This is a genomic window from Staphylococcus kloosii (genome assembly GCF_032139365.1).
Taxonomy (GTDB): Bacteria; Bacillota; Bacilli; order Staphylococcales; family Staphylococcaceae; genus Staphylococcus; species Staphylococcus kloosii_A.
Genome location: NZ_JAVTDB010000076.1, coordinates 1 through 13,988, shown reverse-complemented (window position 1 = coordinate 13,988; position 13,988 = coordinate 1). Strand labels below are relative to the sequence as shown.

General features: G+C 33.2%; 11 protein-coding genes. 9 read left to right on the top strand and 2 right to left on the bottom strand.

Going from position 1 to position 13,988, the window contains the following annotated elements; genetic code table 11:
• Positions 1-52: 52 nt before the first annotated feature.
• Together RPL90_RS10245 and RPL90_RS10240 are read left to right on the top strand one after the other, a co-directional pair.
• Positions 53-799, top strand: a complete 747-nt coding sequence (locus tag RPL90_RS10245; RefSeq protein ID WP_313548810.1) for an esterase family protein — start codon at positions 53-55, stop codon at positions 797-799.
• Positions 800-894: 95 nt separating this feature from the next.
• Positions 895-1,404 (top strand): 2'-5' RNA ligase family protein, encoded by a 510-nt coding sequence (locus RPL90_RS10240; RefSeq protein WP_313548807.1) that lies wholly within the window; start codon positions 895-897, stop codon positions 1,402-1,404.
• Between the two features lie 306 nt (positions 1,405-1,710).
• On the opposite strand, the gene ltaA is transcribed toward RPL90_RS10240, so the two are convergent.
• Together ltaA and RPL90_RS10230 are read right to left on the bottom strand one after the other, a co-directional pair.
• Positions 1,711-2,904 (bottom strand): lipoteichoic acid biosynthesis MFS flippase LtaA, encoded by a 1,194-nt coding sequence (ltaA, locus tag RPL90_RS10235; RefSeq protein WP_313548804.1) that lies wholly within the window; start codon positions 2,902-2,904, stop codon positions 1,711-1,713.
• Complete coding sequence (locus RPL90_RS10230; RefSeq protein WP_313548801.1) at positions 2,882-4,057, bottom strand: diglucosyl diacylglycerol synthase; 1,176 nt, start codon at positions 4,055-4,057, stop codon at positions 2,882-2,884. Before RPL90_RS10230 ends, ltaA begins: the two co-directional genes overlap by 23 nt.
• A gap of 376 nt (positions 4,058-4,433) precedes the next feature.
• Between RPL90_RS10230 and RPL90_RS10225 the strand changes: the two genes are divergently transcribed.
• From RPL90_RS10225 to RPL90_RS10195, 7 genes are all read left to right on the top strand, one after another.
• Positions 4,434-5,918, top strand: a complete 1,485-nt coding sequence (locus tag RPL90_RS10225) for a UDP-N-acetylmuramoyl-L-alanyl-D-glutamate--L-lysine ligase (protein ID WP_313549187.1) — start codon at positions 4,434-4,436, stop codon at positions 5,916-5,918.
• Positions 5,908-6,159, top strand: coding sequence for a YueH family protein (locus RPL90_RS10220; protein ID WP_313548799.1), 252 nt, complete (start codon positions 5,908-5,910; stop codon positions 6,157-6,159). Before RPL90_RS10225 ends, RPL90_RS10220 begins: the two co-directional genes overlap by 11 nt.
• Positions 6,149-7,711: a peptide chain release factor 3 gene (locus tag RPL90_RS10215; protein WP_313548794.1), complete on the top strand. Its 1,563-nt coding sequence runs from the start codon at positions 6,149-6,151 to the stop codon at positions 7,709-7,711. Before RPL90_RS10220 ends, RPL90_RS10215 begins: the two co-directional genes overlap by 11 nt.
• A gap of 280 nt (positions 7,712-7,991) precedes the next feature.
• On the top strand, positions 7,992-8,789 hold the full coding sequence (locus RPL90_RS10210; RefSeq protein ID WP_313548789.1) for a TerC family protein: 798 nt from the start codon (positions 7,992-7,994) through the stop codon (positions 8,787-8,789).
• Between the two features lie 221 nt (positions 8,790-9,010).
• On the top strand, positions 9,011-10,831 hold the full coding sequence (locus tag RPL90_RS10205; RefSeq protein WP_398573867.1) for a trypsin-like peptidase domain-containing protein: 1,821 nt from the start codon (positions 9,011-9,013) through the stop codon (positions 10,829-10,831).
• Between the two features lie 20 nt (positions 10,832-10,851).
• A complete protein-coding gene (locus RPL90_RS10200) occupies positions 10,852-12,210 on the top strand; it encodes a TrkH family potassium uptake protein (RefSeq protein ID WP_313548787.1) in 1,359 nt (452 codons plus the stop codon).
• A gap of 158 nt (positions 12,211-12,368) precedes the next feature.
• A complete protein-coding gene (locus RPL90_RS10195) occupies positions 12,369-13,877 on the top strand; it encodes a bifunctional metallophosphatase/5'-nucleotidase (RefSeq protein ID WP_313548784.1) in 1,509 nt (502 codons plus the stop codon).
• Positions 13,878-13,988: the final 111 nt, after the last annotated feature.

The window sequence follows — 13,988 nt, the reverse complement described above, 5'->3', positions numbered from 1 at the left end:
TATAGCGTCTCTTGATACAATAGCGATAAGATATCTAGGAGGCGCTATATTTATGACCGAATTTCAAGCAGGAAAGATTAATAAAATAGATTTTAAAAGTGAAATATTAGAAAGAGATGTCACATTATCTATTTACTTACCTAAAGATTACACATCGCTATTCAAATACAAAGTGATATTTTGTTTTGATGGCAAAGATTTCTTCAGCTTTGGTCAAATTCATAGAACTTATGAAAAGTTAAGAGAAGCAAATAAAGTAGAACGTGCAATTATAGTTGGTTTTCACTATGAAACAGTAGACAAAAGAAGAGCCGAATTTCATCCACAAGGTGAGAGAACGCCGCTAACAGTTAAAGCGATGGCGAAAGAAATTTTGCCATATGTTGATCAACATTTTCCTACATTTAAAGTTGGTAATGGACGTATTTTATTCGGTGATAGCCTTGCAGGGAGTGTCGCATTGATTACTGCACTTTCATATCCAAGAATATTTAGTCAAGTTGGCGTATTGAGTCCTCAACACGATGATGTGATAACAGAATTATTGGAACGCTGTCAGCTTAAAGATAGTTTATCTATATGGCATGCTGTAGGCTTGGAAGAAGATGATTTTAAATTACCAACAAATGGTAAACGGGCTAACTTTTTAACGCCGAATAGAGAATTAAATCAATTATTAAATGCATATAACCTTAGTTACCATTATGAAGAATACGATGGGGGACATCGTTGGAAATCATGGAAGCCATTACTAAATGATATGTTGACATATTTTTTGTCGGATAATATTTCATTTTAAATATATATAAATTTTTAGACTAATTGATGTTTAAAGTAACGAAATTTTCTAAAATTTGATATAATGATAATATGTTAAACAAAGGAGGAATTTCAATGATTTTAGGATTAGCATTAATTCCGTCAAAGGCATTGCAAGATGAGGTAAACGCATACAGAAAGCGTTATGATTCTCACTACGCAACGATTATGCCACACATTACTGTAAAGGGACATTTTACTATTGATGATAGTGAATATGAAGCAGTAAAAGAGGACATTAAAAAACGAATTGAAGGTAGCCCGGCAATCGATGTACATGCGACGAAAGCATCTACATTTGCCCCAATTAATAATGTAATTTATTTCAAAGTTGAAAAAACTGATGCATTACAACAATTGTTCGATAAATTTAATACTGAAGATTTTTATGGGAGAGCAGAGCATCCATTTGTGCCACATTTTACAATTGCACAAGGCTTGACTAGCCAAGAATTTGAAGATATATATGGACAGCTAAAATTAGCTGGTATTGATTATAAAGAAACAATTGAATCATTATCATTAGTTAAATACAATGATGCTGATGAAAAATGGGAAGTTGAAGAAACGTTTAATTTTGCTTAATTCCCGATATAAGTTTGAATAGAAAAAAGCAATTGCTATTGAAATCATATAGCAATTGCTTTTTTCATTATCGTTGTGATTATAGTTAGCACGTCGTGCTACTACTTTTATTATATTCAATGCTATTCATACAAAGCCAAGTCTATTTTGATTTTAATGTAAAATTATATATAAACGTGACGTGTCTTGGCGAAACTTGTGAGGGGCAGGACAAGCTGAAGACTATAGGCTTCAGCTGTTCTATAAAAAAGCGAGCCAACAATACTAAGTATTGAATAAAAAAACATAGCTAATCTTAGTATGTTTTTAATGTGATTGCTTGCTTTTATTTGAGATAAAGTAATAACCATAAAATATTGCCAGTAGTAAAAAGACTGCTGCTGAGAAATAAAATGTGTTATTAACACTTTTAGTGAATTCTTTAATAAGTCCACCAACGATAGGTCCTATCATAGAACCAAAGCCTTGAATACTATTAAAGACACCCCATGTTTCTTCTTGTTCATCAGGATGTATGTGACCAGCCATAAACGTATTCCATGCTGGTAATAATAAGCCATACATTAAACCGATAAATATTGCTAATCCCCATACTATATAAATATTTGTAATAAGAGAGAGTGCAAATATCATAATGGCGTATAACACAAATCCACCAAAAATCATGACATACATAAATGTCTTGCCGTTGTTATCAATGATTTTGGATAAGAATAACATTGAAATCGCACAACCGACGCCACCTATAATAATGGCGATGGTATATTCGACAGTAGAGACGCCAACAACTTTCGTAGCATAAATAGGCAAAATGGGTACTAAAGCAGTTATTGAAGCACCTTGCAACAAGATACCTGGAAATAAAATTAAATGCTTTTTAGTAACGTCTACAATTTGTCCTAATTGTTCTGATACAGGGCGCGTATTATAATTAGTTAGTCTAATTTTGACGAAGTAATATAATATCCATGCGATTAAAACTACTAAGGACATCATAAATGCAAAGTTTGTTGGATCGAACTTAAAGATAAGATTCATAACGATCATACCAACAAGTAAACCTAACAACCATGCGAAATAAACGTAGCCCATTTGTTTACCACGGCTTTTTTCTTCGACGCTAGCAAGCATGATAACCCAAATCGGGCTAACTGCGATACCGAGCAACATTGCGCTGACAATTAAAACGATAGGATTGGTTGGTAGCCAAATAACTAAAAATAAACTAGCAAAGGCGAGTAAAAATCCAGATGTTAATACTATTTTAGAGCCAAATCTTTTGAGTAGAAAACCAATAACAAAATTAGTTGCCGCATCCGAAATAAAATGAATAGAAATAGCAGTAGATGTAATACCTACCGCTATAGTAGTTGCCGTGGGTAGTAGTGATAAATAACTTAATATGTACATACCACGAGCAAATTCCATTAAAAATAAGATGACAAGCATAATAATGAAATTGTTACTTTGTTTAAAATTATTTAACGAAGAATTTTGCATATAAAGGTACCTTTCCATACACTTCTTCATATTGTGTAGAGTGATGTAATAAATCTAATAAATCACGACATAATTTATAAGTTGAATAACTTACACGAGATTCATCCATATGTTTAGCCATAGCTGCCAATTGTTCTGGATGATTTGTTAAGTCTGATACGATATTAATTGCATCATTTGGCGTATAAGCAATCTTGCCGTAGCCTTTGTCAGTGAAATAATGTGCATTTTCTAATTCTTGTCCTGGAGCAGGATTTAAAAAGACCATTGGTATTTGACGTGTCAAAGCTTCTGATATTGTGATACCACCTGGCTTTGTAATCATTAATTGACTAGATGCCATCCATTCATTCATATGTTGTGTGTAGCCTAGTATTAAAACATTAGCGTAATTTTTAAATTGTGCAGCTAAGTTACGCTTTAATTCTTTACTTTTACCACAAATCATAACAATTTGAGAATGCGGGCTTTGTGCTAATATCTCTTTGATCATTTGATCAAATCCTTTAGAAACTCCAAAAGCACCAGCAGACATTAAGATAGTTGGTTTGGTTGGATCTAAGCCATTTTGTGTTAACCAATGTTCTTTGTCGATATCTTCTTCAAATTTATCAGCAATAGGTATACCAGTAACTTTTATTTTATGCTGTGGTATACCGATAGAAGCAAATTCGTCTTTTAAGTCTTCAGTTGCTAAATAATATCTTTCTGAGTATGGTGTAATCCAGTTTTTATGCATTCTATAATCTGTCATTACAGTTGCAATTGGAATATTAATATTAAATTGCTCAGTTAATACAGACATTACCGGCGTAGGGAATGTTAATAGAATTAAATCCGGCTTCTCTTTTAATAATAAATTGATTAATTTATTTAACCCATAATATTTATAAAAACATTTATCCAATTCTTCTGGTCTACTATAGTAAAAGTTTTTATACATATTTCTAAAGTATTTAAAACTATTGATATACCATTTTTTGCATATAGTCGTTAATATCGGGTGAGCTTCCAAAAACAAATCATGTTCAATGACTGTTAAGTTTTCAAGGTTCATCGAATTAAGTTCATTGACAACACTTTGTGTAACTTGTAAATGGCCATTACCAAAGGAACCAGTAATTATCAATAATTTTTTCTTTTGAGTAACCATTTCAGTCACCCTCCATTATATTTATTTAACTTATCTTTATCTTATCGTAATTTTTTGTTACGAGAAAGAAAATAAGCACATTTTGTCAAGATTATATCATTTTACAAGATGAATTGAAATAATTCATACTATTAAGTACGAAATTTAAATAATTTAGTATTAGCGTATCACTATTGTCATTAAAAGTAATGCCAAAATCATTCGCTACACAAAATCTACAAATTTAATGACCATAAATTAACATTAAGTTAAACTAACATATTAATAGGAAAAAATAAGTATTTTACAGATGAATTTTAACAATAATAATTCATCATTATAAAATGAAGTGAAAAAGTGTATAATAGCTATAAGCGAATTAAAGGAGCGATTGATGGTGAATGCGAATGCACTGTTCGAAAAAATCAAAGTTAAACAAATAATTGGAATGTTAGATTGTGACGTTAATGATATAACAACGGACTCTAGAACTGCGACAAAAGATAGTATTTTTGTTGCGTCTGAAGGATATACGGTAGATAGTCATAAATTTTGTCAAAATGTGGTAGAACAAGGCTGTAAAATCGTAGTGGTTGATAGAGAAGTTACGGTTACTGGTGACGTCACTCAAGTAATCGTACCTGATACATTACGCGTAGCTAGTTTATTAGCAAATGAACTATTTAATTATCCAAGCCAACAACTTATTACATATGGCGTAACAGGCACAAATGGTAAAACGTCAGTTGCTACGATGATTCATCATATTTATAGAAAGTTAAATAAAGGTAGTGCTTATTTAGGTACCAATGGCTTTCAAATTAATGAAACAAAGACTAAAGGGGCAAATACTACGCCTGAAACTGTGTCACTAACTAAAAAAATAAACGAGGCTGTAACGGCTGAAGCTGAAGCAATGACGTTAGAAGTATCAAGTCATGGCTTATCATTAGGACGTTTGCGTGGTGTAGAATTCGATGTTGCCATCTTTACAAATTTAACGCAAGATCATTTAGACTTCCATGGCACCATGGAAGCTTATGGTCATGCTAAATCATTATTATTTAGTCAATTAGGTGAAGATTTATCTAAAGACAAATATGCTGTTGTTAACAATGATGATGACTTTTCAGAGTATTTACGTACTGTAACGCCATTTGAAGTGTTTACTTATGGTATAGACCATGAAGCACAGTTTATGGCCAAGAATATAAATGAAACTTTACAAGGTGTGACCTTCGATTTAGCAACGCCATTTGGTGACTATACTGTTAAATCCCCTTATGTAGGTAAATTTAATATTGCCAATATAATGGCAGCTATTATTGCAGTATGGAGTAAAGGTGTCAGTTTAGAACGTGTGATTAATGCGGTTGAGTATTTAGAACCGGTAGAAGGTAGATTAGAAGTATTAGATCCATCACTACCTATAGATTTAATTATAGATTACGCACATACTGCTGACGGTATGGATAAATTAATCGATGCGGTTAAACCATTTGCGCAACAAAAATTAATATTCTTATGTGGCATGGCAGGTGAACGTGATTTAACTAAAACACCTGAAATGGGTAGAGTTGCAAGTCGAGCGGATTATGTTATCTTTACACCTGATAATCCAGCTAATGACGACCCCAAAATGCTTACTGCAGAATTAGCTAAAGGAGCGACACACAATAATTATGTAGAATTTGATGATCGTGCAGAAGGAATTAAACATGCGATAGAAATAGCGCAGCCAGGTGATACAGTTGTACTTGCTTCTAAAGGTAGGGAACCGTATCAAATTATGCCAGGGCATATTAAAGTACCTCACAGAGATGATTTAATTGGTCTAGAAGCAGCTTATGAAAAATTTGGTGGTGGTCCTAGTGGCGATTAGATATTTAAAAGATGAAACGCGAGTTTATTTATATATTAACGAAGAAAATAATGTCTATTTCGTAGGTATACCAGATTATAATTGGTCTGTAGAAGTATCAACTTTATTAGATACAATAGGTATTAAAGAAGAATTTATAATGCATTTATTTACTATTTTCGATGAACAAAAATCTACACATATCACCAATCAAATCATTGAATGGTTAGAAGTATTAAAGGAGAATATAGATGAGTATTAAAGAAGAAATAGAATCGAGAAAAACCTTTGCGATAATTTCTCACCCTGACGCCGGTAAAACGACGTTAACTGAAAAGTTATTATTATTTGGTGGTGCCATAAGAGAAGCCGGTACCGTTAAAGGTAAAAAAAGTGGCAAGTTTGCAACGAGTGATTGGATGAAAGTAGAACAAGAACGTGGTATTTCAGTTACGAGTTCGGTTATGCAATTTGATTACGATCATTATAAGATTAATATTTTAGATACACCTGGTCACGAAGACTTTTCTGAAGATACTTATCGTACATTAATGGCGGTAGACAGTGCAGTCATGGTTATTGACTGTGCCAAAGGTATCGAACCACAAACGTTGAAATTATTTAAAGTTTGTAAAATGAGAGGTATTCCAATCTTTACTTTTATTAATAAATTAGACCGAGTTGGTAAAGAGCCATTCGAATTATTAGAGGAAATTGAAGAAACATTAGAAATTGAAACATACCCTATGAACTGGCCTGTTGGTATGGGGCAAAACTTTTTCGGTATTATCGACCGCAAAGACAAAACAATCGAACCATTTAGAGATGAAGAAAACATACTTCATTTAAATGAAGACTACGAACTAGAAGAGGATCATGCTATTACTAACGATAGCGCATACCAGCAAGCAATCGAAGAATTAATGTTAGTTGAAGAAGCGGGCGAAAACTTTGATGAAGAAGCATTATTATCTGGAGATTTAACGCCAGTGTTTTTCGGTTCTGCATTAGCTAATTTTGGAGTAGAAAACTTTTTAAATGCATATGTCGATCATGCACCGATGCCAAATGCAAGACAAACAAAAGAAGATGTTTCTGTATCCCCATTTGATACAGATTTCTCTGGCTTTATTTTTAAAATACAAGCCAATATGGATCCAAAGCATAGAGATAGAATTGCCTTTATGAGAATTGTAAGTGGTGCATTTGAACGTGGTATGGATGTATCATTACAACGCACAAAGAAAAAACAAAAGATTACTCGTTCTACATCGTTTATGGCGGATGATAAAGAAACATTAAATCACGCTGTTGCAGGCGACATTATTGGTTTGTATGACACAGGGAATTACCAAATAGGTGATACATTAGTTGGAGGAAATCAAAAATATAGTTTCCAAGAATTACCACAATTTACACCTGAAATCTTTATGAAAGTATCTGCTAAAAATGTTATGAAACAAAAGCATTTCCATAAAGGTATAGAGCAACTTGTACAAGAAGGTGCCATTCAGTACTATAAGACGTTACACACAAATCAAATTATATTAGGTGCAGTAGGGCAGCTACAATTTGAAGTATTTGAACATAGAATAAAAAATGAATATAACGTCGATGTAGTAATGGAACCGGTGGGTCGTAAAATAGCACGTTGGATTGAAAATGAAGAAGATATTCAAGATAAGATGAACTCTACACGTTCTATATTAGTTAAAGATCGCTATGACCAATATGTCTTCTTATTCGAAAATGAGTTTGCCACAAGATGGTTTGAAGATAAGTTTCCAGAAATTAAACTATATAGTTTGTTATAATTAACTACATTGTGTATAATGAGCTTACAAAATTAAAGACCGATGACTGTATAGTCAGAGGGGAGTAACTTAACTTTTAATAAAATCAAGCGAAGTATTAATCTTGAATTTATATAAGTCGCTATCATCGTCATTACGAAAGTATGACTTTCCGGTGAAGCGGGTGGATAAATATTCACAGAGTGAGACCTTTGCTATAGATATATTTATGCTTTTCGGCGTTTATGTCTATATTGCTAAGGTCTCTATTTTATGTACAAAAATAAAGGAGTTGTAATTCATGGATCCGAGTTTGATTTTACCTTATTTGTGGGTACTTGTAGTTTTGGTATTCCTAGAAGGTCTATTGGCAGCAGATAATGCTGTAGTTATGGCAGTTATGGTGAGGCATCTGCCACCAGAACAACGTAAAAAGGCTTTGTTCTACGGTTTGTTAGGTGCTTTTATCTTTAGATTTATCGCGTTGTTTTTAATTAGTATTATTGCAAATTTTTGGTTTATTCAAGCAGCCGGAGCACTTTATTTACTATATATGTCTTCTAAAAACCTCTATGAATTTTTTAAGCATAAAGACAAAGAAGAACCGGAATCCGGTGATGATCACCACTATGGTGAGGATGGAGAAGAAATTAAAGCTAGCCCTAAAGCGTTTTGGGGCACAGTCTTTAAAGTGGAATTTGCAGACATCGCCTTTGCAATAGATTCAATGCTTGCTGCGTTGGCAATTGCAATGACAATTCCGACAGTCGGCATACATTTCGGTGGTATGGATTTAGGTCAATTTGTTGTTATGTTCTTAGGTGGTATGATTGGCGTAATCATTATGCGTTTCGCTGCAACTTGGTTTGTTGAATTACTCAATAAATATCCGGGTTTAGAAGGCGCTGCCTTTGCCATTGTAGGTTGGGTAGGTATTAAATTAGTCGTATTAGTGTTAGCGCACGAAGATATTGGTATACTACCACATGAATTCCCACATGGTATGTTATGGCAGTCGATATTCTGGTCAGTTATGATATTACTCGTAATCATTGGCTGGTTATCATCAATGAGACACAATAAAAAACAAAACAAATAATAATAACTGTTTAAAAACCCTGACAACATTCGTGTTGTCAGGGTTTTATTATGACCTCTAATTTATCAATAATATTGCGCAACCACAGTAAAAATTTTATGATTATGTTGAAAGTAATGATGTTGTGCAATTTTAAAAATATTTCACATAGTATAATGCAGAAATTTTTAACTTTATATGTCATAATATAAATTAATGAAGCGTGTAAGATAGGGGGAATAATGGTGGATAAAGATAAAAAACATGTAATACCAAGAAATAAGTATCGTCGCTCACGCCGCCAGTTTTTTCATAATGAAGAACGTGAACAACGTGTAAAACAAGAACAACAGCTCCGTGAGCAACAAGCTCAAAAAGATGCGACGTTAGCACAAAACAATAAAGAACGTGTGAAAGAAAATTTACAAAAATCACGTATCGAAAAACTAACGCAAGAAGAAATACAACATCAACAAGAAATTGCCAAACAACGTAATAAAGCGCCAGCAACTGATTTGGATGAAACAAAGCATGATACAGCTAGTAGAGATACAAGCGAAGAACAATTAGATAAATCATCAGCTAATGAACAACAAGAACAACCAATAACCGAACAACACGACGTTGCAGACGATGATAAGCAGCTTGATGCTACTACTGATGAAGGTACGATGGCTGACAATCATCAGTCTAAAGATGATAAAAGCTTCAGCGATACGTCAACAAATGAAGGTGAAACGGTAGCGAAAGAAAACCATAAAAAAGAGAGCAATCAACCATTCTACACTGAAGCATCACAGCAATCACGAGTTAATCAATTTATTTCAGATGATGAACATTATAAAGAACCTGAGGATGATTCGACTGAAATATATGGCGCAAAATCAAATAGTACTAACCAGAACAATTTACCTTCACGTACGAAAGTTTTCTTTTCTCAAAACTGGGCGAAACTATTAATTGTCATAGGCGTTATTGTATTGTTAACGTTAATGAACGCTATATTTAATAATGTAGATCATAATGGTCACGAAAGTAACGCATTATTTAAATCAAATACCCATCATAAGCCTAAATATACAGCTACTATGAAAAGTGCTAATAGTGCGATTCGTTCAGTAGTAACTGTTGAGAATGATACCAGCAATAATTCATCTTCTGTGCAAAAGGAAACTAAGGAAGCTAGAAAAGATAGTGAGTTAGGATCCGGCGTCGTCTACAAGAAAGTGGGCGACTCCATTTTTATTATTACTAATGCTCACGTTGTTGGTGATAAAGAGGAACAAAAAATTACATATGGTGAAAATAAAGCAGTTACAGGTAAGGTTTTAGGAACTGATAAATGGTCAGATATTGCAGTAATTAAAGCAAAATTAACTCAAGATTCAGATGTTAAAGCTATAAAAATGGGCGATTCTAAAAACTTAATATTAGGGGAACCCCTTGTCGTAGTTGGTAATCCGTTAGGAACTGAATTCAAAGGTTCAGTGTCTAAAGGGATAATTTCTGGTTTGAACAGACATGTGCCGGTAGATATCGATAAAGATGGACATTATGACGTTTTAATGGACGCATTTCAAATGGATGCCCCTGTAAATCCAGGTAATTCAGGTGGTGCAGTTGTAAATAGCGATGGCAAACTTATAGGTATTGCATCTATGAAAATAAGTATGAAAAACGTTGAAGGTATGGCGTTTGCTATACCAGTGAATCATGTTCAGTCGATTGCCGAACAACTTGAGAAAAAAGGTAAAGTTAATTATCCTAATACAGGCGTTAAAATTGCTAGTACAAATGAATTAGATAATATAGCTAAGCAATCAATAAACTTACCTAGTAAAGTAGATAATGGCGTAGTAGTAGGGGAAGTCAAGCCTGAAGGCCCTGCAGATAAATCAGGGTTGCAAAAAAATGATGTCATAGTAAAATTAGATGGAAAACAAGTGGAAGACACGCTTAGATATAGACAAATTATTTTCAGTCATAAAAATGATCTGAAACCTTTATCAGCTCAAATTTATCGTGATGGAAAATTAAAAAATATCAAGCTTAAACTGAAGTAACGTTGAGGTGAAGTAACGCTTTGTCCATTTTCAATCAATTATTTAAAAGATCCAGCCCTCAACAAGGGATAGTGATGTACTATTTAGTTGCGATTATCATATCGTTTTTATTATTAAATTTACCTTTTGTACATAAAGCAGGTGCACATGTAAATCCTATAGATACATTATTTGTAGCTGTATCAGGAGTAAGTGTTACTGGTCTTTCACCCATTAATATAGCAGAAACTTATACTACGTTTGGTCAAGTCATCATAATGATTATATTGAATATAGGTGGCATTGGTGTCATGGCTATTGGTACGCTATTATGGGTGGTCTTAGGTAAAAAAATTGGTATTCGCGAGCGTCAACTCATTATGCTAGATAACAATAAAGATACAATGAGTGGTACTGTAAAATTGATATTAGACATTGTAAGAACAATGTTGATTATTGAACTTATCGGTGCAGTATTATTGACATTTTATTTTTATAGAGACACACCTGATATAGAATATGCAATTATGCAGGGGCTCTTTGTTTCTGTATCAGCAACAACTAATGGTGGTTTAGATATTACAGGACAATCTTTAATACCATATGCTAATGATTATTTTGTACAAACGATTGTTATGTTTTTAATCATACTTGGCTCCATTGGTTTCCCAGTATTATTAGAAATTAAGGCTTATATTAAAAACAGAATACCGAACTTTAGATTTTCACTTTTTGCAAAAATTACTACTGTGACTTATTTATTTTTATTTGTTTTTGGTGTGATTATTATTTTACTAATTGAACATAATCATGCTTTCCATAATATGTCATGGCACAAAAGTTTATTTTATGCACTATTCCAATCAGCCACGACTAGAAGTGCAGGTTTACAAACTATTGATGTTAGTCACTTTAGTGAAGGAACAAACCTAATTATGGGCTTCTTAATGTTTATTGGTTCTTCACCGAGTTCTGTAGGTGGCGGTATTCGCACGACGACATTTGCGATATTAGTCTTATTCCTATTAAACTTTAATAACAACACTGAAAAATTATCTATTAAAGCATTCAATCGTGAAATTCATACTACAGATATTCAACGTTCATTTGCAGTGTTCACGATGGCTTCATTTTTAACGTTTATTAGTACAGTACTTATTTTAATTATAGAGCAAGGGAAATTAACATTTTTACAAGCGTTCTTCGAAGTGATGTCATCATTCGGTACTTGTGGGTTATCGCTAGGCGTAACAGATCATGTACACGGGGCAACAAAGGTTATATTAATGATCTTAATGTTTATTGGCCGTGTGGGATTGATTAGTTTCGTTATTATGATAGCTGGTAGAAGAGAACCTGATAAATATCATTATCCTAAAGAACGCATACAAATCGGTTAATATTGTGACATTATGATAATATTTTTAAAGTAAATAGCCAATCAACAACTTTCATTGAGCAAAGTGTTGATTGGTTATTTTTTATATCAACGCATTATTGTTGCTATCCAAATAATAAGAAAACATGTTAAACTAGCATTGATAAAGGGGCGAGATATATGACACAGAGTGAAAAAATATCTATAGACATTATTGCGACTTCGGATATGCACAGCTACTTTTTAAACGGGCAACATGGTTCTAACATTTATCGTGCTGGAACGTATGTGAAACAAATGCGAGAACAAGGTAAAGAGGTACTATTACTAGATAGTGGTGGTAGTTTAGCGGGTTCTTTAGCAGCTTTTTATTATGCGGTCGTTGCACCATATAAACGTCATCCAATGATTAAGTTAATGAATGCGATGAGTTATGATGCTAGTGGTATAAGTCCCAATGAATTTAAATTTGGGTTATCATTTTTCTCTAGAGCTGTGTCGCTCTCTAGATTTCCATGGCTATCAGCAAATATCGAATACAAACAAACACGCGAACCATATTTTTCTACGCCATATACCATTAAAGAAATAGGAGGTATTAAACTAGCAATTGTAGGTTTGACTTCTGATGGTTTAATGGATCGTGAGTATTTTGAAATGGAGCCAGATGTGGCGATTGAAAAAACATTATTATCTGCCAAACGTTGGATTCGATATATTCATGAAGTAGAAGCGCCGGACTTTTTAATCGTCATTTACCATGGCGGTATTAATCAGTTAAATAAATCATCTAACGAACGTGAACAAAATGTTAATGAGGCAGAAAAGATTATGCAAGAAGTCGGTGTGATAGATTTATTAATAACGGGGCATCAACATCAAACTTTTATTGGTAAAGATGAACAAACTGTTTACGTTCAAGCTGGTCAAAATGCCAAGAACCTTGTCCATATTAATGTTGATTTTAAAAAGCGCACAAGTTCTTTTGAATTAGAAGACATAACTTCTGAAATTATCGACTTAAATGACTATGAAGAAGATGAAGCATTATTAGCCGAAACATATTATGATAGAAAGGCAGTCGAACATTGGAGTGAAGCAATTATTTCTGCTCAAGATATCGATGCTAAGGTGAATGGTTTGGAAGATGTTATCACACAGCCACACCCATTTACGCAATTGTTACATGACAGTATTAGACTCGTTTATGATTTTGAAATCTCTTGTGTACATTTACCTAAAAGTGGTGAAGAAGGATTATCAGGACAAGTAGCAAACGTTGATTTGTATAATGCTTATCCACATCCAGATATTCCAATTAATTTAACACTAAAAGGACAGCAAATTAAAGATATGTTGGAATATAGTTATGCACATATTGAATTTACAAATGGCACACTCAGTGTGACAATTATTGATGAAACATTATGTACATTTTGGCAAGGTATAGATTATGAAGTTGATATGACTGCAGATCCTTTTGACAGAGTGACATTGCATAAGATTAATCTGGACCATATGTATCGCGTAAGCATGACAGATTATTGTTATCGTAATTTCCGTCAATATTTAGAAAACACAGTTGTGCATGGCACAGAAAATGTGACAATGAACGATTTAATAGCGCGAAATTTAAAGGATAATACTTTCACAATACAAAATAAACAGAGTTTTAATGTAAAAATGTGATAAATAAGTAAAAATCATATAATAATATTTTAATATGTTGTTATTAAAGACCCTTTTTGATAGAAATTGGGTCTTTTCTCTATATAAATTAGTTATTCAGAGAATTTTTAA

Coding starts and splice junctions, on each gene's coding strand:
- RPL90_RS10205 (WP_398573867.1), top strand. CDS start 9,011: ATGGTGGATAAAGATAAAAAACATGTAATACCAAGAAATAAGTATCGT.
- RPL90_RS10195 (WP_313548784.1), top strand. CDS start 12,369: ATGACACAGAGTGAAAAAATATCTATAGACATTATTGCGACTTCGGAT.
- RPL90_RS10240 (WP_313548807.1), top strand. CDS start 895: ATGATTTTAGGATTAGCATTAATTCCGTCAAAGGCATTGCAAGATGAG.
- ltaA (WP_313548804.1), bottom strand. CDS start 2,904: ATGCAAAATTCTTCGTTAAATAATTTTAAACAAAGTAACAATTTCATT.
- RPL90_RS10215 (WP_313548794.1), top strand. CDS start 6,149: ATGAGTATTAAAGAAGAAATAGAATCGAGAAAAACCTTTGCGATAATT.
- RPL90_RS10210 (WP_313548789.1), top strand. CDS start 7,992: ATGGATCCGAGTTTGATTTTACCTTATTTGTGGGTACTTGTAGTTTTG.
- RPL90_RS10230 (WP_313548801.1), bottom strand. CDS start 4,057: ATGGTTACTCAAAAGAAAAAATTATTGATAATTACTGGTTCCTTTGGT.
- RPL90_RS10245 (WP_313548810.1), top strand. CDS start 53: ATGACCGAATTTCAAGCAGGAAAGATTAATAAAATAGATTTTAAAAGT.